The following is a 19,879-nucleotide window of genomic DNA, read 5'->3' on the forward strand; positions in this document are numbered from 1 at the left end:
TATCCGATCTAGACACTCAGATGATCACTGATGAGCTGCGAGCCCTCACACTCGGACCGGACTCAGCCGCGAACCCCGCTCAACTTCGAAGAGCCTCGATACCTCGGTCTTCCTGATAGCACAGGAATACCTCTGCGGAGACTGCTGGGACTGCGCAAGGCAACTGAAGGGGAAGCGCCCCTCCCCATCGATCACAAGACATCATGGGTCAGAAAAGACCTACCGAAGTACCTTCGAAAAGACCGGCAAAACTGGCGTTAAAACCCTAGAAAACCGTGAAGCTGATCGATTTACGCTGAGTTTTTCGCGACGATCTTCTTGATGTTGCGGTGGATCCTCGGGAGGTTGAGAATGGTCGATCGCATCGACTGCTTGCAAGCCCGCCTGCGCCTGCTGGAGAGCGCGGGCACAGCCGAGGATATCGGCGAGTGCCTTTCCTTCCTCGAATCTCTGCCTGAAAATCATCCTGAGCAAGGCGACCTGGCGCAGACAATTGTTACTGTGATAATCTGGAAGTTCTTCACTGGAGGCCAGTTTCACTGGCGCGAACTCGACCGTCTGATCGACATCGGCGACAGGTGTCCCGAGAATGAAGAATGGGAATCACTGCGCAGTTCTGCCCGCCTGATCATTGAGGGCGGAGGGACCCTACCGGCTTCACAGAAGGCATTGCAGCCATTGATGGACCACATTCTGGATCATTTTCCGGACGCTGCGGACGATCCGAATGCCCAGGTGAGTCGGCTGTTCCAGGAGTTACAGCAGGCTGATCAGAGCGACGCCGCAATGCTTCTCGGCATCGAAGCACGGATGACAGAAATCGAACGAGAATCCGGGGATGCTCTGAGCGACGCCACAATAAACCTGATCGCTGCGGCGCGGAACTGGTTGTCGACCCGCTTCACTCTGCCGGAATCCGCGTCGGCCATGGAGGCGTTCCGGGACACCATGGGGCGGGCGTTGTCTTCGGCCGGAGCTCCGGAGCAGGTTCGAGAGAGCCTGAACCGAATCCTCGACGAGCCCGGATCCCCGGAATCGCTCGAGCTACTGGGCACGCTGGGTGTTGCGAGCTCGGAACAGGCCGCTGAACTGTTCGGCCCCGAGGATTACACGCATATCGGGCCCGGCTTGGCGGCACTGCGGCTCCACCTCCAGGGTGGTAGCCCGGTCGAGGCCCTCGATGCGGAGATCGACCATCTACGGACGGCGCTGGCGACCGCGGCGGCCAAGCCCGCGTGGCATGCCTCTGAGGATCATGTCTTCGCCCTGCTGAACATGGGCAACCTGTATTGGGAACGATATCGGGTCAGCGGTGAGCGGCGGGATCTCCGAGGAGCGGAGCGGATCCTCCTCGATGCCCGGCGGATGGCCGGCCGGGCTGAGAGCCGGCACTGGCCGGACATCTGCATCGGGCTTTCCCTGGTGCAGTATGCCCTCGGCGCCCGGAGACAGGCGTACCAGTCCCACCTGGACGCGCTACTGCACTACCCGTTGGGCGCACTGCTGCAGTCGGGCGCCCGCGCGATCAGGGCGACGACTCGATCGGCCGCCGAGCATGCGCTGGATGCCGTCCGATGGATTCTGTCCGGAGACGAGGAGAGCGACTCGGTCGCCGCTGAGCGCGCTGTCGCGGCGCTCGAAGCCGGTCGTGCGCTGGTCCTCTTCGAGGCCGTCGCTCTCGGGGACGCCGAGGCTCGGCTCCGCGCGGCCGGGCGGCCGGACCTCGCGGACCAGTGGCACCGGGCCCAGACCGAGAACCCCGACGTGATTCCGACCAGCCTCCGCCGGGAGATCGTCTCCGTCCTTCACCCGGAAGTCGGCGAGGCCCACAGTGGGCACGCCGGCGTGCCGGACGTGCCCGCCATCCAAGCCGCGCTCCGTCGACTGGACATCGACGCGCTGGTCTACCTGATCCCGGCCGGCGACGGGATGCCGGGGAAAGCGGTGACGGTACCGGCACAGGGATCCTGTCACCACATCGACCTGCCTGAACTTGTCATGGAGGAGCCGGCCGGCGCATGGCGCCACCTGTCAGCATGGCAGGCCCGGGGTGAGCGTCCCGCCGATCCGGGCCGGGACCTGGCGGCGGTGAGGGCCGCAACCGACGTCGATCAGATCTGCGGCTGGGCCTGGCGGGCCGCGGTGGGACCACTGCTCGACCAAGCCGTCACGGACCTGCCGCCGCATCCGCCCGGCCGGGTACCGCGGCTGGTTCTGATCCCGACCGGTGCACTGGCGCTGGTGCCGTGGTCCGCCGCGCGGCGGGCCGACGGAGTTCACGCGGTACAGCTTGCCTGTTTCACGCAGATTCCCTCAGCACGGATGCTCTGCCGATCGGCGGAGGCGAGCCGGATGCCCGTACGGCGTACCGGACCCGTTGCCGGCGGTCCAGGATCGGGTGACCCGGGCCTCTCCGCCCTCGTGGTCGGCGATCCGGATACCGGTGAATCCGGCATCGGCCCGCTCGGATTCGCCGGTATCGAGGCGTCGGCCATCGAGTCGGTCTTCTATCCCGGTGCGAGAATCCTCGGCCGGGTTCCCGGATCGGCAGGGCCCGGCACGGCAGCGGACGTTCTCGACTGGATCGATGACCCGGCCCGCAAAGGCGGTGAGACCCTGCACCTGGCCTGCCATGCGATGGTGGGCGGCCCCGACGGGGGTTTGTCCCACCTGGTGCTCGCCGAGCGGCAACGGTTGACCGCCGGTCAGCTGACCACCCACATGATGCGGACCGCCGACCGGCCGCTCGAGTTGGTAGTCCTGGCCGCCTGCAACAGTGGGGTGTCGATCCACGGCTATGACGAGGCTTACAGCCTGGGCACCGCGTTCCTGGCCGGCGGTGTCCGGTCGGTGCTGTCCGCTCAGTGGAGCATCTCCGACCGCTCCACCTCAGTTCTCATGTTCATGTTCCACTACTTCCGGCGCGCCGGAGAAAATCACCCGGGACGAGCGTTACGGCAGGCACAGATGTGGATGCTGGACCCGCTTCGCCGTGTACCGGAGTCGATGCCTCCGGAGCTGAGGAGACCGGCTTCGGACGGTGGCCTCGAACGCGTGGAGGCCTGGGCCGGGTTCACCGCGTGGGGATGTTGACCGGGCGGCAAGGCCCGCGCTCGAACGTCGTCGCGACTCGATGATCCGGTGTTGTGGAAACGGAGAGAGTAGCGTCGATGTCGTGGAGGGATTCTCCCGCGACGGTATGCGGTTCGAGGTGTCGGACGAGGGGCCGGTGGGCGCGGAGACGGTCGTGCTCCTGCACGGGTTCCCGCAGAGCGCACGATCGTGGACCGGCGTCTCCCGGCGGCTGCTCGCGGCGGGTTACCGGGTCATCGCACCGGACCAGCGGGGTTACACCCCGCAGGCCCGGCCCCGGTCCCGGCGGGCGTACCGGCTCCACGAGCTCGTGGCCGACGTCGCGGCCCTCGTCGACGCCACCGGGGCCGAACGGGTTCACCTGGTCGGGCACGACTGGGGCGGTGGGGTCGCGTGGATGGTCGCCGCCACGAGACCGGATCTCCTGCACACCCTCACCGCCGTCTCCGCGCCGCACCCGCGTGCGGTGGTGAGGGCCATGCTGACCAGCCGGCAGTCCTGGCAGGCGTGGCACGTCGGGGCCTTCCAGATACCGTGGTTCCCCGAGGCCGCCATCCGGTCCCGGGACGGCCGGCTCGCGGTGGCGATGCTCGAACGGTCCGGTCTCAGCGCCGACCTGGCGAGGGCGTACACCGACCGGCTCATCAACGACCCCGGCCGCCTCGCCGCCGCGCTGCGCTGGTACCGCGCCATGCCACTCGACACCCTCACCGGACTCCGGACCCCGGCGGTCACCGTCCCGACCACCTACGCCTGGAGCACCGGCGACATCGCCATCGGCCGCCGCGCCGCGGAGCTGACCAGCCGATGGGTGACCGGCCCGTACGACTTCAAGGTCCTCGACGGCGTCTCACACTGGATCCCCGAACAGGCCCCGGAAGAACTGGCCACGTACATCCTGGAACGGATCAAAAGCAACGGTGACGGGCAGCGATGAGAGTTCCGTCCTCGGCAATTTTAACGTACGAATCGGCCAGTAAAGTTGGTATCGTGAGGGCGTGAGCGAGAGGGTTCCGGCGAGCAGCAGGTCCGCGGCGATCGGGGCGCAGATCAGCCTCCGGCGGTCGCAGCGAGGGATGTCGGGGTCGGAGCTGGCGCGGCGGGCGGGGATCAGCAAGACCACGCTCTCCAACCTCGAGGCCGGGATCGGGAACCCCACCGTGGCGACGCTCGACGCGCTCGCGGTCGCGCTGCTCATCCCGATGACCGATCTGCTCGCCGGGGAGACCGGGACCGGGCCGGTCTACGTGCCCGGCACCGAGGGCGACCCCGGGGAGATCACCCGGGAGTTGCTGCGGCGGATGAGCGGCGGGCACTCGCTGGAGATGTGGCGGATGCGGATGCCGGCCGGGCAGACCAGCACCGGGCTGCCGCACGCGACCGGGACCGTCGAGCACCTCTACGTCACGGCCGGGCATGTCACGGCCGGGCCGGCCGACGCTCCCCGGCTGATCGGGCCCGGGGACCTGTTCGCGTTCGCCGGTGATGTGCCGCATCTCTACCGCACCGATGACGAGCCGGTGGATCTGCTCGTCACGTTCGCGGCGCCCGTACCGAATTAGAAGGATCTTGATGGAGACAGTGCTCCGCAGCTATCTCAGTGACAACACGGCAGGCGCCTCGACGGAGATCCTCGACGCTGTCGTGCGCGCCGCCGACGGGCTTGCCGCGCCGTACGGGAACGATGGTCTTTCGAAAGAGATGACCGAGCAGTTCGGGGCGGTGTTCGAGCACGCGGTCGACGTCTTCCCGGTGACGACCGGGTCGGCGGCGAACGGGCTGGCGCTGGCGGCGCTCACCCCACCCTGGGGCAGCATTCTGTGCCATCCGGACGGGCACATCACCACCGACGAGGCCGGCGCGCCGGAGTTCTTCACCGACGGAGCCAAGATCACGCTGGTGGACGGGCCGGGGTCGAAGATCGATCCGGAGCTGCTGCGGGCGGCCGTCGGGCGGCGGCGCGGGGACGTGCACAGCGTGCAGCCGGCGGTGCTGAGCCTGACCCAGGTGACCGAGACGGGCAGCGTGTACACCCTCGATGAGCTGCGAGAACTGTCCGCGATCGCGCACGGCGCCGGACTGCGGGTGCACATGGACGGGGCCCGCTTCGCGAACGCGCTGGTCGCGCTCGGCGTCACGCCCGCGGAGCTGACGTGGCGGCTCGGCGTGGACGTACTGTCGTTCGGGGCGACGAAGAACGGGGCGATGACCGCGGACGCGATCGTCTCGTTCGATCCGGGACTCCGGACCGAGCTCGCCTACCGGCACAAGCGCGGCGGGCAACTCACCGCCAAGATGCGGTTCCAGTCGGCGCAGCTCGCCGCGTACCTGCGGGACGACCTGTGGCTGCGTAACGCCCGGCAGGCGAACGCGATGGCACGGCGGCTGGCCGACGGGTTGCCGGAGAGGGCCGACGCGGCCGCGAACATCCTCTTCTGCCGGTTCCCGGTGGAGCTCTCCCGGGCGCTGAAGGAGCGGGGATTCGCGTTCTACGACGACCGGTGGGAGCCGGGCACGGTCCGGCTGGTCACGTCGTTCGCCCACCGCACCGAGGACATCGACGCCTTCCTGACTGCGGTCCACGAGCTCGCGCCGGTCGTCGCCTGAGGAGCAGGCGGCGAAGCGCCGGTCGGCGTCTGAGGAGCAGGCGGCGAAGCGCCGGTCGTCGCTTGAGGAGCAGGTTCCGCCGGGCGGCGCTTCGCCGCCCGGCGGAATCCGCTGTCAGCTCGCCACGTGGGCCTGGGCGAAGGTCCAGAAGCCCGTGCCGTCGTACCCGGTGTCGAACGGCTCGCCGGCGCCGTAGTCGTCACCCCGGCCGAAGTAGGTGTTCTCCAGCCAGCTGAAACGGTCGCCGGTCTGGCCGCCGTACGCCTGGGCCAGCCGGTAGTGGGCGCCGTCGTATTCCGCATCGGTCGCGTGCCGGTCGGCGAGCGCGGCCTGCGCGTCGGTGACCGCCCGGGTGAAGATGTCGTGGTAGGCCGGGGTGGCCCACATCCGGCCGGCGGCCACGTCGGAGCCGTCGGGGGAGATCGCGACGGTGCCGAGCGCGTGCCGGGCCGTGGTGATCGCCGCGGCGAGCGTGGCCTTGGCGCCGCCGCCGCGGGAGAAGCCGACGGTGACGCCGGGCGTGCCGAACCACTGGACGGCGCGCAGGTTGTTCTCGCCCATCCAGCTCATCGCCCGGAACGGCTGGGTCGGCCGGTTCCAGGGCTCCGAATACTGCAGCGTCAGGCGCGAGTCGGTGTAGGCCGCCCCGTTCACCGTCCCGGTCGCGCCCAGGGTCACCGTCCGGCTCTCCGCCCGCCGCAGGTGCCAGCCCCGGGCGTCCTTCCAGTACAGCAGGATGTCCTGGCCCTGCGGACGGCCGGCGACGTTGGCGTTCGGGAACGCGATCGTGGACGGGTTCGGCTTGTCGGTGCTGCCGTCGCCGTGCCCGACGACGGTGAACGTGGTGGACCGGTGCCCCCTGGTCACCCGGTTCGCGAGGGCGACGTCCGTGATGGTCGCGCGGATCGCGCTGACCAGTCCGCCGGTGAGGGTGAGTTCGTAGTCGATCCCGCGCATCAGCGTCACGGCGTTGACGAAGTCGACCACCGCGGTGGCGTAGGGCAGGTTCGTGCCCTGGAGCAGCACCTGGACGTTGTACGACCAGGTGCCGTCCGCGTTCCTCCACAGGCCGCTGCCGCCGTTGATGTCGAGCCGGTCGCCGGTCGGCGGGGGCACCGGCACGTCGTTGATCCGTACGGCGCCCGCGGCGATCAGGTCCGCCACCCCCTGCGCGGCGTCCCCGCCGGGGAAGAGGTCGCCATGGGAGAGGATGCCGTTCACCCCGTCGGCGTCGATGATCTTCGACTTGAAGAGGGTCTGGGGCGCGCCGAGCACCACGGCCGCTGAGGCCACGACGAAACCACGGCGTGATCGATTCATGGGTGAGACTCCTTCGATAGCGCCTGACGGCGTGCCGACCGGCGCAGGCGCTGCTGCTCCGGGTCGGGCACCGGGGCCGCGGCGATCAGGGCGCGCGTGTACGGATGGCTCGGCTCGACGGCGACCGTCTCGGCCGGACCGTGCTCGACGACCCGGCCGGCGCGCAGGACGACGATCCGGTCGCTGAGGTGGCGCACGACGGCGAGGTCGTGCGAGATGAACAGGTAGCTGAGGCCACGGGATTGCTGCAGCCCGGCCAGCAGGTTGAGCACCTGTGCCTGGACGGAGAGGTCGAGCGCGCTGGTCGGCTCGTCGCAGACGATGAACTCGGGCTCCATCACCAGCGCACGGGCGATCGCCAGGCGCTGCCGTTGCCCGCCGGAGAACTGTGCCGGGTACCGGCCGGCGGTCTCCGGTGGCAGTCCGACGTCGTCCAGCGCCCGGTCGAGGCGTTCCCGGATCTCGTGCCGGTTCAGGCCGAGGTTGTAGCGCAGCGCCTCGGTGACGGTGTCGCCGACGGTCCGTGCGGGGTTCATCGAACCGTACGGATCCTGGAAGACGACCTGCATCCGGCGGGCGAGCTCACGGCGCTCGGCCCGGGAGCAGTGGGTGATGTCCCGCCCGTCGAACTCGACGAGGCCCGCGTGCGGCCGGATGAGCCCGAGCACGGCGGCGCCGATGCTGGACTTGCCGGACCCGGACTCGCCGACCACGCCGACCGTCTCGCCCCGGTGGACGGTGAGGTCGACGCCGTGCACGGCGGTCACCGGGCCGCTCCGGCGACCGGGCCGGCGGTAGCAGACCTCCAGGTCACGGACTCTGAGGAGCACGTCGCCGGTCATATCGCTCCGATCCGGGCGCAGCGGGCGGTCCGGTCGCCCTCGGGCAGCGGCCGGATCGCGATCGGCCGGTCCCGGCACCCGTCGGTCACGCGGGGACAGCGGTTCTGGAAGTGGCAGCCGGTCGGCCGGTCCGCGGGTGCGGGCACGGCACCGGCGAGCACCGGGAGCGGTTCGCCCCGGACGGCGTGGTGCGGGTCGGAGCGGAGCAGCGCCCCGGTGTACGGGTGCACCGGCGCGGCCACCATCGCGGCGACCGGGGCGCGCTCCACGACCTGCCCGGCGTACATGACGACGGCGGTGTCGCACAGGTCGGCGAGCACACCCCAGTCGTGGGTGATCAGCACGATCGCGGTGCCGGCCCGGCGCAGTTCGCGCAGCAGGTCGAGGATCTCGGCCTGCACGGTGACGTCCAGCGCGGTGGTCGGCTCGTCCGCGATGAGCAGCGCGGGGTCGCCGGCGAGCGCCGCGGCGATGCCGACCCGCTGGGCCATGCCCCCGGAGAGCTGGTGCGGGTAGCTGCGGTAGACCCGGGGCGGATCCGTGAGGCGTACCCGTTCGAGCAGGTCGAGGGCCTTGCGCCGGGCCTCGCGCCGGCCGCATCCGGTGTGCAGCCGGACCGCCTCGGCGACCTGCGCTCCGGCGGTGAACGAGGGGTCGAGGCCGGCGATCGGGTCCTGGGAGATCCAGCCGATCGCGCCGCCCCGGATCCGCCGTGCCTGCGCCGCCGAGGCGCGGGTCAGGTCGGTGTCGCGGAAGCGGACGCCGCCCCGGGTGATCGCCGCGCCGGGCGGGAGCAGGCCGAGCAGCGCCGAGGCGGTGACCGTCTTGCCGCAGCCGCTCTCCCCCACGATGCCGAGCGCCTCGCCGGGCCGCAGGTCGAACGAGACGCCGCCGATCACCTCGGTGGGTACGCCGTCGATCGGCAGGGTCACCGTCAGGTCGCGGACCTCGAGCAGGGCGTCCGGCGCCGGCGGGGTGTCGTCCGGGGTGGACGCGGCCGGTGGGGTCCGGGCGGGCCGCCGGGTCCCGGTGGTCACGCCGTTCTGCCGTTCGGCGAGCGCGTCCCGCAGGCCGTCGCCGACCAGGTTGATCGCCAGGATGACGGTGATGATCAGGACGCCGGAGGGGATCAGCAGCCAGGGCAGGGTGCCGAGGTTGCGCGACGCCTCGCCGACGAGGTTGCCCCAGCTCGCCGCGGTGGTGCCGAGTCCGAGGAAGCCGAGCCCGGTCTCCAGCAGCACCGCACCGGCCCCGAACATCGACACCTGCACCAGGATCGTGCCGGTGACCCGGGGCAGCACGTGACGGCGCAGGATGACCGTGTCGCGCAGCCCGGACGCGACCGCGGCCCGGACGTACAGCTCCTCGCGGACGCCGAGGGTCGCCGAGCGGACCACCCGGGCGAGACCGGGCGCGCCGAGCAGCCCGCTCACCGCCATCGCCGCGACCTCGTTGTTCGGGAAGATCGCCAGCACCACCAGCAGCACGATCATGACGGGGATCGCGAACATCAGGTCGGCGCTGGTGAGCACGAACCGGTCGAACCGACCGCCGCGGTAGCCGGCCAGGATCCCGGCCGGCACCCCGGCGAGCGTGAACACCACCATGGTGACCAGGACCGCGAGCAGGGTGGCCCGGCCGCCGTAGATCATCCGGCTGAGCACGTCCCGGCCGAGTTCCCCGGCGCCGAGCAGGTGGGCCCGGCTCGGCCCGGTCAGCGCGGCGCCGAGGTCCTGCCGGTCCGGCGGGTACGGCGCGATCCGGCCGGCGAACAGGGTGACCGCGACGACGAGCAGGAGGTAGCCGAGCGAGACGACCGCGAGCGGTCTGCGGGCGAACCGGGCCGCGACGCCGTTCATGTGCGCACCTTGGGGTTGACCATCGCGTACACCATTTCGATCAGCAGGTTGACGACCATCACGATGACCGTGAAGAGCACGGCGATCGCCTGGATCGTGGGGATGTCGTGAGCCGCGGTGGCGCTGACCGCGAGCCCGCCGAGGCCGGGCACCACGAAGACACTCTCGGCGAGGACCGTGCCGCCGAGCAGGACGACGACCACGATGCCGAGGACCGTGACGACCGGCGCGGCGGCGTTGCGCAGCACGTGTTTCAGGATCACCAGGCGCTCGGGTACGCCCCGGGCCCGGAGCACGTGCACGTAGGGCCGGCCCAGTTCGGTGAGCACGCCGTCGCGGGTCTGCTTGGCGACCGGGGCGGCTGCCGGAATGCCGAGGGTGAGCACCGGCAGGACGAGGGACTCGAACCAGCCGACCGGCGAGTCGGTGAACGGGGTGTAGCCGGTCGCCGGGAAGAGCGGCAGGCGGACCGCGAAGAGCGTGACCAGCACCAGAGCGAACCAGAAGCCGGGTACCGCCATCCCGAGCAGCGCGATCACGTCGACCGCCCGGCCCAGCCAGCCGCCGCGCAGCGCGCTGGCGATGCCGAGCCCGGCGCCGAGCAGACCGGCGAGAAGCACCGCGCCGGCGATCAGCGAGACGGTCGCCGGGAACCGGTCGAGCATCGCCCGGCTGACCGGCTCGCCGGTGAAGATCGAGGTGCCGAGGTCGCCGTGCAGCGCGGCGGCCAGCCAGGAGCCGTACCGCACCGGGAGCGGCCGGTTCAGCCCGAGTTGCTCGGTGAGCGCGGTCACCTGGGCGTCGGTGGCGTTCGCGCCGAGGATCGAGCGGGCCGCGTCGCCGGGGACCAGGTCGGCGAGGACGAAGGTGATCAGGGAGACCAGCAGCAGCACCGGGATCGCCACCGCCAGCCGGCGGAGCACGATTCTGATCATGCGGCGGACCAGTCGGTGGGGCTGGCGAACGGAGCGCCGACGCTGGTGGCGACGCCGCTCACGGTGGTCCGGGCGAAGTACATCACCGGCGTGTACGAGACCGGCGCGTACCAGGCGTTCTCCACCAGGTACTCCTCGATCTGCACGTCCAGGGCGGCCCGCTCGGTGTCGGGAGCGGCGGCGGCCTTCGCCCAGAGCGCGTCGAGCTTCGCGTCCGCCGTACCGAAGCCGTTGAAGGACTTTGATCCGGGGAGGAAGAGGTCCTTACCCTGCAGGTAGATCGGGTACGAGGGGTATCCGAAGACGACGGCCGGGTATTTCCCGTTCGTGGAGTTGTCGATGTAGGACGGCAGGTCGGTCATGGTGTCGACCTTGAGGACGATGCCGACCTGGGCGAGCTGTCCGGCGATCGCCTCGCCCATGTCCTTGAAGCCGGCGAAGACCGCGGCGAGCACCGGCAGTTCGAAGCCGTCCGGGTAGCCGGCCTCGGCGAGCAACTGCTTGGCCTTCGCGGGGTCGTAGGGGTAGCGGTCGGCCAGCTTCGCGGAGTAACCGTCGGCGCCTTCGACCACGGTCTGTTGCGTCGCGGTCCCGTACTCTCCGAGCAGGGCCTTGGTGACCGCGTCCCGGTCGATCGCATAGTTGATCGCCTGGCGGACGCGCAGGTCGGCGAGGGGCTCGGCGATGGTGCCGTCCCGGTCGATCAGGTTGAGACCGTTCATGATCGCCGGGTTGGCGACCACCTGGAGACCGGCGGACCTGGCCTGGGCCGCGAAACTGTAGTCGCCCTTGAAGACGTCGAGCTGGCCGGTCTGCGCGGCGTTCACCGCGGCCTGCTGGTTCTGGATGATCCGGATGACGACCTTCCGGTAGTGCTGCCGGTCCCTGGCGTAGTAGGCCGGGTTCGCGGTGTACGTGTAGTGGTCGCCGGAGACGCTCTGCGCCGGGTCGAAGACGTACGGCCCCGCGCCGTGCGTGGCGTTGGCGAGCGTCAGGTCGGCCGGTTTCGCCAGGCCCTTCGGGCTGATGATCTGGCCGATGCCGTACGCCTGGGTGAGGATCGTCGGCAGCACCGGATCGGGCGTCGCCAGCTTGATCGAGAACGTCGTGTCGCCGGTCTTGACGAACGTCGCCCCGGCCAGCAGGTGCGACTGGTTGCCCTGGCTGTCCCGGCTGTACTCGAGCGAGGCGATCACCGCGTCGGCGTCGACCGGGTCGCCGTCGGAGAAGGTCACCCCGCCGCGCAGCACCACGTCGAGCTGCTTGTTGCCCTCGCCGGCGTACTTCCACGACTCGGCGAGCGCGGGACCGACCGTACCGTCCGGGTTCTGATAGAAGAGCGGCTCGTAGGAGAGCATCGTGAAGTCCACGAAGCCGACGTCGATGCTGCCGGGGTTCAGCGACGGCGGCGCCTGCTGCTCGCCGAAGGTCAGCGTGGTGCTCGTGGCGCTGTCGGCCTTGCGCGTCGCGCCGGTGCAGGCGGAGAGCGCGAGGGCGACGGCGGAGAGGACGCAGGCCACCGTGAACCAGGACCTGCGTGGTGCCATATCAGCAGAATTCATTCGAATCTCCATGAATGACGGAAACTTCGGGCACAGGCGGGTAGGGCTCCGCCCGGAAAGGTCGAAGAAGGGTTTTCGGTACGGGATCGGGCCGCACCGGGACCCGCCGCGCCGCGTCCGGCGGGCAGGTGTCGGCAGAGGTTTCCGGCGCGTTACGCCGAAGAGCCGTGGCGCCCAGGATAGGCACGCCGTGAAGAGGCTCACCCTTACCGCTTCTGCACCCTAAGGTTTCGCGGGGCGCTCGTGAAGCACCCTCAGTGCAGGATGCCGAAGAGCGCCTCCGCCGTCATCCGGACCTGATCGACACGGGCCAGGAACTCCTCCCGGGACTCCAGGAACGTCACGGTCGAGATGCTGACGCCGCCGACGACGGCCCCTCGCGAGTCGCGCACCGGAGCGGCCAGACAGCGCACGTTCTGCTCGTTCTCCTCGTCATCAAGGGCGAAACCCTTCTCCCGTACGCCCGTCAGGTCACCTCGCAGGGCATCGAGATCGGTGATCGTGTTCGCGGTCCGCGCCGGCAGCCCGAGGCGGGTGGTGAGCCCGACCAGCTCGTCGTCGCCGAGCCCTGCGAGCACGCATTTGCCGATCGCGGTGGCGTGCAGCGGCAGGTGTGTCCCGTCGTGCACGGCCAGCCGTACCGCGTGCGACCCCGGGGCGCTGATCAGGCAGGTCACGAAGTCCCCGGTGCGCACGCCGAGCTGGGCGGCGTGCCCGGTGCGCGCGCTGAGCCCCTCGATCTCGTCGCGCATGACCTGGTCCTCGGGGCAGCCGCGGGTCACCTGGGCGGCCAGGGCGCGCAGACGCGGGCCCGGCCCGTAACCGGTGTTGCCGTCGCCGGCCAGGAACGAGTTCTCCACCAGGTTCTGCAGGATGCGGTGCGCGCTGGCCTTGGGCACCGCCGCGTCCTTGACGATCGCGGCGAGCCGGTGCGGGTACCCGGGGGCGGCCGCGGCCTCCAGCAGACGCAGGGCCTTCTCGGTGGCGTTACCCGCGTCCGAGGTTCGTCCCGTCATTGACATCGTCCTTCCACGCTGCTCCACTTGTTCCACTACAACGTACGTCGTTCCACGTAATGGAACAAGCCTAGAGGGCGAGAGATCGTGGCCCAGAAACAGCACGTGGTGAGCACGACCCCCGAGCAGATGGCCGAGATCGAACAGCAGTGGATCGACCCGGTCCGCGACGACCAGGAACTCACCACCTTCGAGCTCTACCCGCAGCCGTCCCGCCGGACCCCCGGCGCCCAGGGCAGCCTGCAGCTCTACCTGCCCCCGCAGTACGCGACCGAGCCGGACCGCCGGTTCCCGGTCGTCTACTGGCTGCACGGCGGCTTCGGCGACTCCCGGCAGGGACATCAGATGGTCGAGCGCATCCACGCGGCGATCACCGCCGAGCGGATGCCGCCGGCGATCGTCGTCCTGCCGCACATCCTGCCGATCGGCTGGTACGTCGACTCCAAGGACGGCGCCCGCCCGCTCGCCCAGATCACCGCGTTCGACCTGGTCGGCCACATCGACGCGACCTACCGGACCATCCCCACCGCCGCCGCGCGTACCGTCGAGGGCTTCTCGATGGGCGGCTTCGGCGCCCTGCACCTGGGCCTGAAGTACCCGAAGATCTTCGGCAGGGTCTCCGCGGTCGGCCCGGCGATCCTGCGCGACCTGAAGGACGAGCCGGAGGACCGGATCGCCAACACCTTCTTCGGCGACCAGGCGTACTACGACGCCCTCGGACCGTGGGGCCTGGTCCTGGCCAACGCCCCCGAGCTGCGGGTGTCCAGCCGGGTCCGGCTGCTCTCCGGCTCCCTCGACACCCGGCTCGCGCCCACCATCCGCGACCTGGACCGGGTCTTCACCGAACTCGGCGTCGACCACGACTTCCACGAGGTCCCGGGCGCCGACCACGAGTACCCGGACATCATGGACGGCTACGGCGACGCGTACTACGCCTGGTGGCGGTGACCGCGGTGTACGAGCTGCCCGACATCCACAAGGTCCTGCGCGACGGCTGCCACCTGATCGACGGCGCGTGGGCACCGGCCCGCTCGGGGGCGACGATCGACGTGCTCGACCCGTCGAACGGCACGCTGCTCGCCCGGGTCGCCCGCGGTGACGCGCCGGACGTGGCCGACGCGGTCACCGCCGCCCAGGCCGCGCTCCCGGCCTGGCGCGACACCAGCCCCGCCGAACGCGGCGAACTGCTCTACCGCTGGGCCGAGCTCACCCTCGAATACGACGAGGTCATCAACGTCCTGCAGGCCGCCGAGGTCGGGCACCCCGTCGGCCCTTCCCCGATCGCGGCCCGGCTCAAGTACCTCGCGGGCAAGGCCGACAAGGTCCTCGGGCGTACGCTGCCCACCCGCTCTCCCGACCTGCTCGGCCTCACCCTGCGGGAACCGTACGGCGTGGTCGGCGCGATCATCCCGTGGAACGTGCCCGGCCCGTTCACCGTCTTCAACACCGCCCCCGCGATGGCGGCCGGCAACACCGTGATCCTCAAACCCGCCGAGGACGCGCCGCTGACCGCGCTCTTCCTCGCCTGGCTCGCCCTCGAGGCCGGGATCCCACCCGGGGTGCTCAACGTGGTCACCGGCTACGGCGCCGAGGCGGGCGCCGCGCTTCCGGCGCATCCGGGCGTCCGCAAGATGGCCTTCACCGGATCGCCGGCCACCGGCGCCGCCGTGATGGCGGCCTGCGCCCGCAACCTGATCCCCCTGCAGTTGGAGCTCGGCGGGAAGTCGCCGCAGATCCTCTTCCCGGATGCCGACCTGAACCGGGCGCTGCCCGCGATCGTCGCGAGCATCACCGCGAACGCCGGGCAGGTCTGCGCCGCCGGATCCCGGCTGCTGGTCCCGGATTCCCTGCACGAGACCGTGGTCGCCGAGATCGCCCGGCGCTTCGCCGCCCTGCGGATCGGCGCCTGGACCACGCCCGCCGACATGGGCCCTCTGATCAACGCCGTCCAGGAACGCCGGGTGCTCGACTACATCGCTGCAGGATCGGCCGAGGGCGCCGACCTGGTCCACGGCGGCCACAAGCTGGAAGGAGACGCGTACGACAGGGGATTCTTCGTCGAGCCCACCCTCTTCGACGGCGTCCGGCCCGGCATGCGGATCGCCCAGGAGGAGATCTTCGGACCGGTGCTGTCGGTGCTGCCCTATCGCGACGGCGACGAGGACAGCGCGATCGACATCGCGAACGGCACGCGGTACGGGCTCACCGCGACCGTCTGGACCCGCGACCTGGGCCGGGCCGTCCGCGTCGCCCGCCGGATCGAGGCGGGCCAGGTAGCGATCAACGTCGTCGGCGACGGCGGGCCACGCGGCGCGATCGGGGCGCCGTTCGGTGGCTACAAGGACAGCGGGTTCGGCCGATCGATGGGGCCGGACTTCGTCGAGGACTGGACCCAGGAGAAGGCCCTCATCATCGACGCGGCCGTCTGACCCCTCACGAAAAGGACTGATCAACGTGCGCCTGACCCCACTGGGTCCCCTGACCGCCTCACAGATCGAACTCCTGGAGACCACCGTCGGTCCCCGGGACGAGCCACCACCGCCGTTCACCGTCTGGGTCCGCAGCCCCGGGCTCGCCTACTGGGTGGAGGGCCTCGGCGCGTACTGCCGGGAGCAGTCGAAGCATCCGCGCCGGCTCCGTGAGCTGAGCGTGCTGATCGTGGCCCGGCACTTCGACAGCCAGTCGGCCTGGAACGCCCACTACGAGGCGGCCGTCGCCGAGGGCGTACCGGCCGCGTGCCTCGACCGGCTGGCCCGGCACGAGGACCCGGCCTTCGAGGCCGAGGACGAACGGCTCTTCTTCCGCTTCGCCGACGAGATGCTCCGGCAGCACTTCGTCTCCCCGGAAACCTTCACCGCCGCGATCGCCCTGTTCGGCGAGGACGGCGTACTCGACCTGATCGGCTGCATCGGCAGCTTCAGCATGTCGGCCATGATGATCAACGCGGTCGAGCTGCCCCTGCGCACCGACCTCGCGCCGCCGTTCGCCGACGTGACCGGCTTCCAGCACGCCATCGGGACGAACGGATGACGCAGCCGATCCAGCGTCTCGTGCTCGGCGGACCGTTCGGCGCCGAGACCCACGAGGAGTCCGCGCTACGGCTCGCGCACTTCGCCGGGCTCGGCGGACGGCAGGTGGAGACCGCCCGCAGCTATCACGGCGGCGCCGCGGAGGCCGCGGTCGGCGCCTGGACCAGGGCGAACCCCGGCGTCCTCGGCATCATCACCAAGGTCGGCCACGACGCGCGGGGCCGGGACATCGCGCTGAGCCGGACCGCGGTCCGCGCCGAGGTCCAGGCCTCCCTCACCTGCCTGGCCACCGACACGATCGACACCCTCCTGCTGCACTGCGACGACCCGGCCCGCGAGGTCGAGGAGATCGCCGAGACGCTGACCGGCCTGATCGACGCCGGCTACACCCGGCAGGTCGGCGCGTCGAACTGGCCCGCCGACCGCCTGGCGGAGCTCGCCACCGCGATCGCCCGGCACGGCCACCGGCTCGTCGCCAGCTACCACTTCAGCCTGGCCGTGCCCGACCCGGTCGCCCTGCGAAGCCTCTCCGCCGACGCGGCCGTCCGCAAGGTCGTCGACACGCACGCCCTGCCGATGCTCAGCTGGTCCGCCCAGGCCCGCGGCTACTTCGCCCACGACACCTCACCCGCCGGAAGCCCGTTCGACACCCTGGAAAGCCGGGCCCGCCGAGACCGCTGCCGGGATCTGGCCGGCGATTTCGGATGTACGCCGGAGGCCGTGGCCCTCGCCTGGGCCCTACACCACCCGCGCGTCCGGGCGTCCGTCGGCCCGCGCACCCCCGAACAGCTGACACGCTCCCTCGACGCCCTGACCCTGTCCCTCTCCCCGGCCCAGATGCGGTGGCTCGAACACGGAATCGGGGAGCGACCGCCCCGGACCGGCACTCGCTGAAGGACCACGAGGTCACCCTTCCCCAGTCAAGGCCCCGCGGTTAAGGGGTTTCGGGTATCGGCACCCCTCGTTCCGGTAGTCGATATCCACCCATTAAGGACTTCGCGTCGGCCGGGTGCTCCGTTCGGAGCGCGGTGGATCTCTCCGGCTGGCGTTCATGGGTGTCTCCGCCGCTCTGAGGGACACCTGAGCGCCAGCTCGTCCGGTTCGGCTGGTCGTGAGGGGTGCCTCGAAGGGCTGGAGACACCCCTCACGACCAGCCGGCCGGAGGAAGGCGCCGAGTCGGCGTCGAGGGCCGCGGCAAGCACTCCTGGTCCAGGCCGAGCGAGAGGGCGCCGGCCGGGAGGGACCGGCCGCCGGCGGCACGGGCCACGGCGGCACGGGCACCGCCCATCACGGCACTAGATCTTCTCCTATCGGCGAGCTAGCATTTCGTTACTAACGGAACGCTAGTAAGGAGGCGCCGTGCTTGCCCGCCTGCCCGAGAACACCAGTCCGCCCTGGCCGGTGATCGTCTTCTGTCATGGGCTCGGCGGCAGCGAACGCGGCTACGGCGGGCTCGGGGATCACCTCGCGGCGCACGGGTACGCCGTGCTGCACCCCCGGTTCGCCGACGCCGGAGCGGCCGATCCCCGGCCGATGCTCTTCGATCCGGCGCACTGGCACGACCGGGTCGAGCGTGTGCGCGCCGTCCTCGACGGGCTACCCGGCGACGAGCGGTTCCGGCCGGACGGTGTGATCGTCGCGGGGCACTCCTTCGGGGCGTACACCGCGCAACTCCACCTCGGCGTCAACCGGCGGCCCGTGCACCCCGCGGTGATCGGCGGCGTGCTCTGCTCGCCGCAGGGCAGCGGCGACCGCGGCCTCACCCCGAACTCCTGGGACGACGTGCGCCTCCCGCTGCTCGTGGTGACCGCGACCGACGATCACGGCCCGCACGGCGAAGGCCTCGCCTGGCGCCGCGAACCCTACGACCGCTCCCCCAGCGCCTGGAAACACCTGGCCGTCCTGCGCGGCGGCGACCACTTCCTGGACGGGATCATGGGAGACCGTCCGAATCTGATCGCCGAGCTGATCACCGCCTTCGCCGACCGCGTCAACGGTGACCGGAACGCCAGCGACTGGCTGGCGAGCGGACCCTTTTCGGACACGTTCGACCACGAGACATCATGATCAAAGTCCAGGGAATCGAGCGGGTCTTCACCGGCGTACACGCGCTCGGGCCGATCGACCTCGCGATCGAACGCGGACAGTTCGTGGCGATCGTCGGGCCCTCCGGCTGCGGCAAGTCCACCCTGCTGCGGATCGCGGCCGGGCTGCTCGCGCCCTCCGCGGGCGAGCTCACCATCGAGCGCGCCGACCCGGCCACTCCACTCTGCTCGATGGTCTTCCAGGACTACGGGATCTTCCCGTGGAAGACCGTCCGCGCCAACGTCCGCTTCCCCCTCGACCTCGCCGGGATCCCCCGCAGACGCGGCGACGTCCTCGCCCGTGAGTGGCTGGAGCGCGTCGGCGTCGCCGGTTTCGAGGACGCCTACCCGGCCACGCTCTCCGGTGGGATGCGCCAGCGGACCGCTCTGGCCAGGGCGTTCGTCGCGAACCCGGAGATCCTGCTGATGGACGAACCGTTCGCCGCGCTCGATGCCCAGCTGCGCTTGGTGTTGCAGTCCGAGCTGCTGCGGGTCTGGGAGGCACACCGCCGCACCGTCCTGTTCGTCACGCACGCCATCGACGAGGCGCTGCTGCTCGCCGACCGGATCGTGGTGATGTCCGCGCGACCGGGCCGCGTCCTCGCCGACATCAGCGTGCCGTTCCCCCGCCCCCGGCACAGGGAGATCCGCGCCGATCCGGGGTTCGGCGTACTCGAGGAAAGGGTCTGGAATCTGTTGAAAGGCGAGGTGGAGGAGCATGCCGCCTGAGACCGTCCGCCGCGCACCCGGACTCGCCGAACTGCACCCCGGCCGCTTCGCCCGGCGCCGCCGGATCGCCACGTTCGCCCTGGCCTGGGGCACGCCGGTGCTGCTGATCGCGCTCTGGGAGAGCAGCGCCCGGGTCGGCCGCCTGGACACCCGCTTCTTCCCCGCGCCGGACACCATCCTGCACGCGGGCATCGACGCGTTCCGCACCGGCGTGATGACCACCGCGATCACCGACACACTTCACAAACTCCTTCTCGGGTACGCCGGAGGAGTCCTCGCCGGGATCACGATCGGTCTCCTGCTCGGCATGTCGTGGATGGCTCGCGCCGCGCTGGAGCACACCCTCGTCGCCCTCTACACGCTGCCGAAGCTGGCGCTGTTCCCGGTGTTCCTGCTCATCTTCGGACTCGGCGGGCTGCCGCAGATCATGCTGGTCGGCGTCACCGTGTTCTTCATCGTGGTGCTCGCCGCGACCACCGCGGTGCTCTCGGTCGAGCAGGGCTACCGGGACGCCGCCGCGGTCTTCGGCGCCCGCCGTGGCCAGATGCTGCGTCACGTGATCATCCCGGCCGCGATGCCCGCCGTCGCCACCGCGATCCGCCTCACCGCGGGCATCGCCATCCTGGTGATCGTCGGCATCGAGATGGTCTCCGGGGACACCGGGCTCGGCTACCTGATCTTCCAGCGCTCCCAGGTGTTCGACCCGGCCACCATGTACGCCGGCGTGATCGTCGCCGGGCTGCTCGGCGTCTCCTTCACCGGTCTGGTCAGCCTCTCCCTGCGCTTCGTCGTCCGTACATGAA

At 70.6% G+C, this 19,879-nt stretch carries 17 protein-coding genes; 11 read left to right on the forward strand and 6 right to left on the reverse strand.

Going from position 1 to position 19,879, the window contains the following annotated elements:
* Positions 1 to 351 precede the first annotated feature (351 nt).
* The 4 genes from AB0M08_RS38000 (at position 352) to AB0M08_RS38015 (ending at position 5,700) form a co-directional block, all read left to right on the forward strand.
* On the forward strand, positions 352 to 3,093 hold the full coding sequence (locus tag AB0M08_RS38000; RefSeq protein ID WP_364504596.1) for a CHAT domain-containing protein: 2,742 nt from the start codon (positions 352 to 354) through the stop codon (positions 3,091 to 3,093).
* An 82-nt stretch (positions 3,094 to 3,175) separates the two neighbouring features.
* Positions 3,176 to 4,030: an alpha/beta fold hydrolase gene (locus tag AB0M08_RS38005; protein ID WP_364504598.1), complete on the forward strand. Its 855-nt coding sequence runs from the start codon at positions 3,176 to 3,178 to the stop codon at positions 4,028 to 4,030.
* Positions 4,031 to 4,091: 61 nt separating this feature from the next.
* Complete coding sequence (locus tag AB0M08_RS38010; RefSeq protein ID WP_364504600.1) at positions 4,092 to 4,655, forward strand: XRE family transcriptional regulator; 564 nt, start codon at positions 4,092 to 4,094, stop codon at positions 4,653 to 4,655.
* A 10-nt stretch (positions 4,656 to 4,665) separates the two neighbouring features.
* Entirely contained in the window at positions 4,666 to 5,700 is a 1,035-nt protein-coding gene (locus tag AB0M08_RS38015) for a beta-eliminating lyase-related protein (RefSeq protein ID WP_364504602.1), read from the forward strand.
* A 114-nt stretch (positions 5,701 to 5,814) separates the two neighbouring features.
* On the opposite strand, the gene AB0M08_RS38020 is transcribed toward AB0M08_RS38015, so the two are convergent.
* The 6 genes from AB0M08_RS38020 to AB0M08_RS38045 all read right to left on the reverse strand — a co-directional run bounded on the left by AB0M08_RS38020 (position 5,815) and on the right by AB0M08_RS38045 (position 13,234).
* Complete coding sequence (locus AB0M08_RS38020) at positions 5,815 to 7,020, reverse strand: hypothetical protein (protein ID WP_364504604.1); 1,206 nt, start codon at positions 7,018 to 7,020, stop codon at positions 5,815 to 5,817.
* Positions 7,017 to 7,850 carry an ATP-binding cassette domain-containing protein gene (locus AB0M08_RS38025; RefSeq protein WP_364504606.1) on the reverse strand — a complete coding sequence of 278 codons (834 nt, stop codon included), beginning with the start codon at positions 7,848 to 7,850 and terminating at the stop codon, positions 7,017 to 7,019. Before AB0M08_RS38025 ends, AB0M08_RS38020 begins: the two co-directional genes overlap by 4 nt.
* An 8-nt stretch (positions 7,851 to 7,858) precedes the next feature.
* Complete coding sequence (locus tag AB0M08_RS38030) at positions 7,859 to 9,721, reverse strand: dipeptide/oligopeptide/nickel ABC transporter permease/ATP-binding protein (protein ID WP_364504608.1); 1,863 nt, start codon at positions 9,719 to 9,721, stop codon at positions 7,859 to 7,861.
* Positions 9,718 to 10,656 carry an ABC transporter permease gene (locus tag AB0M08_RS38035; protein ID WP_364504610.1) on the reverse strand — a complete coding sequence of 313 codons (939 nt, stop codon included), beginning with the start codon at positions 10,654 to 10,656 and terminating at the stop codon, positions 9,718 to 9,720. Before AB0M08_RS38035 ends, AB0M08_RS38030 begins: the two co-directional genes overlap by 4 nt.
* Entirely contained in the window at positions 10,653 to 12,203 is a 1,551-nt protein-coding gene (locus AB0M08_RS38040; protein ID WP_364504612.1) for an ABC transporter substrate-binding protein, read from the reverse strand. Before AB0M08_RS38040 ends, AB0M08_RS38035 begins: the two co-directional genes overlap by 4 nt.
* 269 nt (positions 12,204 to 12,472) lie before the next feature.
* A complete protein-coding gene (locus AB0M08_RS38045; protein WP_364504614.1) occupies positions 12,473 to 13,234 on the reverse strand; it encodes an IclR family transcriptional regulator in 762 nt (253 codons plus the stop codon).
* Positions 13,235 to 13,321: 87 nt separating this feature from the next.
* Here AB0M08_RS38045 and AB0M08_RS38050 point away from each other — a divergent pair, with 87 nt between their 5' ends.
* The 7 genes from AB0M08_RS38050 (at position 13,322) to AB0M08_RS38080 (ending at position 19,878) form a co-directional block, all read left to right on the forward strand.
* Positions 13,322 to 14,182: an alpha/beta hydrolase-fold protein gene (locus tag AB0M08_RS38050; RefSeq protein ID WP_364504616.1), complete on the forward strand. Its 861-nt coding sequence runs from the start codon at positions 13,322 to 13,324 to the stop codon at positions 14,180 to 14,182.
* Positions 14,173 to 15,663, forward strand: a complete 1,491-nt coding sequence (locus AB0M08_RS38055) for an aldehyde dehydrogenase family protein (protein ID WP_364504618.1) — start codon at positions 14,173 to 14,175, stop codon at positions 15,661 to 15,663. Before AB0M08_RS38050 ends, AB0M08_RS38055 begins: the two co-directional genes overlap by 10 nt.
* A 25-nt stretch (positions 15,664 to 15,688) precedes the next feature.
* Positions 15,689 to 16,264 (forward strand): carboxymuconolactone decarboxylase family protein, encoded by a 576-nt coding sequence (locus AB0M08_RS38060; protein ID WP_364504620.1) that lies wholly within the window; start codon positions 15,689 to 15,691, stop codon positions 16,262 to 16,264.
* A complete protein-coding gene (locus AB0M08_RS38065; protein WP_364504622.1) occupies positions 16,261 to 17,157 on the forward strand; it encodes an aldo/keto reductase in 897 nt (298 codons plus the stop codon). Before AB0M08_RS38060 ends, AB0M08_RS38065 begins: the two co-directional genes overlap by 4 nt.
* A 465-nt stretch (positions 17,158 to 17,622) precedes the next feature.
* Positions 17,623 to 18,330, forward strand: a complete 708-nt coding sequence (locus tag AB0M08_RS38070; RefSeq protein ID WP_364504624.1) for an alpha/beta fold hydrolase — start codon at positions 17,623 to 17,625, stop codon at positions 18,328 to 18,330.
* Positions 18,327 to 19,076 (forward strand): ABC transporter ATP-binding protein, encoded by a 750-nt coding sequence (locus AB0M08_RS38075; RefSeq protein WP_364504626.1) that lies wholly within the window; start codon positions 18,327 to 18,329, stop codon positions 19,074 to 19,076. Before AB0M08_RS38070 ends, AB0M08_RS38075 begins: the two co-directional genes overlap by 4 nt.
* Positions 19,066 to 19,878, forward strand: a complete 813-nt coding sequence (locus tag AB0M08_RS38080; RefSeq protein ID WP_364504628.1) for an ABC transporter permease — start codon at positions 19,066 to 19,068, stop codon at positions 19,876 to 19,878. The genes AB0M08_RS38075 and AB0M08_RS38080 overlap by 11 nt, the downstream gene beginning before the upstream one ends.
* Position 19,879 lies beyond the last annotated feature (1 nt).

Origin of the sequence: Actinoplanes sp. NPDC051851 (assembly GCF_040681165.1) — a bacterium.
In the GTDB taxonomy this organism is placed as follows: Bacteria; Actinomycetota; Actinomycetes; order Mycobacteriales; family Micromonosporaceae; genus Actinoplanes.

Coding starts and splice junctions, on each gene's coding strand:
- AB0M08_RS38000 (WP_364504596.1), top strand. CDS start 352: ATGGTCGATCGCATCGACTGCTTGCAAGCCCGCCTGCGCCTGCTGGAG.
- AB0M08_RS38015 (WP_364504602.1), top strand. CDS start 4,666: ATGGAGACAGTGCTCCGCAGCTATCTCAGTGACAACACGGCAGGCGCC.
- AB0M08_RS38020 (WP_364504604.1), bottom strand. CDS start 7,020: ATGAATCGATCACGCCGTGGTTTCGTCGTGGCCTCAGCGGCCGTGGTG.
- AB0M08_RS38030 (WP_364504608.1), bottom strand. CDS start 9,721: ATGAACGGCGTCGCGGCCCGGTTCGCCCGCAGACCGCTCGCGGTCGTC.
- AB0M08_RS38035 (WP_364504610.1), bottom strand. CDS start 10,656: ATGATCAGAATCGTGCTCCGCCGGCTGGCGGTGGCGATCCCGGTGCTG.
- AB0M08_RS38040 (WP_364504612.1), bottom strand. CDS start 12,203: ATGGCACCACGCAGGTCCTGGTTCACGGTGGCCTGCGTCCTCTCCGCC.
- AB0M08_RS38045 (WP_364504614.1), bottom strand. CDS start 13,234: ATGACGGGACGAACCTCGGACGCGGGTAACGCCACCGAGAAGGCCCTG.
- AB0M08_RS38065 (WP_364504622.1), top strand. CDS start 16,261: ATGACGCAGCCGATCCAGCGTCTCGTGCTCGGCGGACCGTTCGGCGCC.
- AB0M08_RS38075 (WP_364504626.1), top strand. CDS start 18,327: ATGATCAAAGTCCAGGGAATCGAGCGGGTCTTCACCGGCGTACACGCG.
- AB0M08_RS38080 (WP_364504628.1), top strand. CDS start 19,066: ATGCCGCCTGAGACCGTCCGCCGCGCACCCGGACTCGCCGAACTGCAC.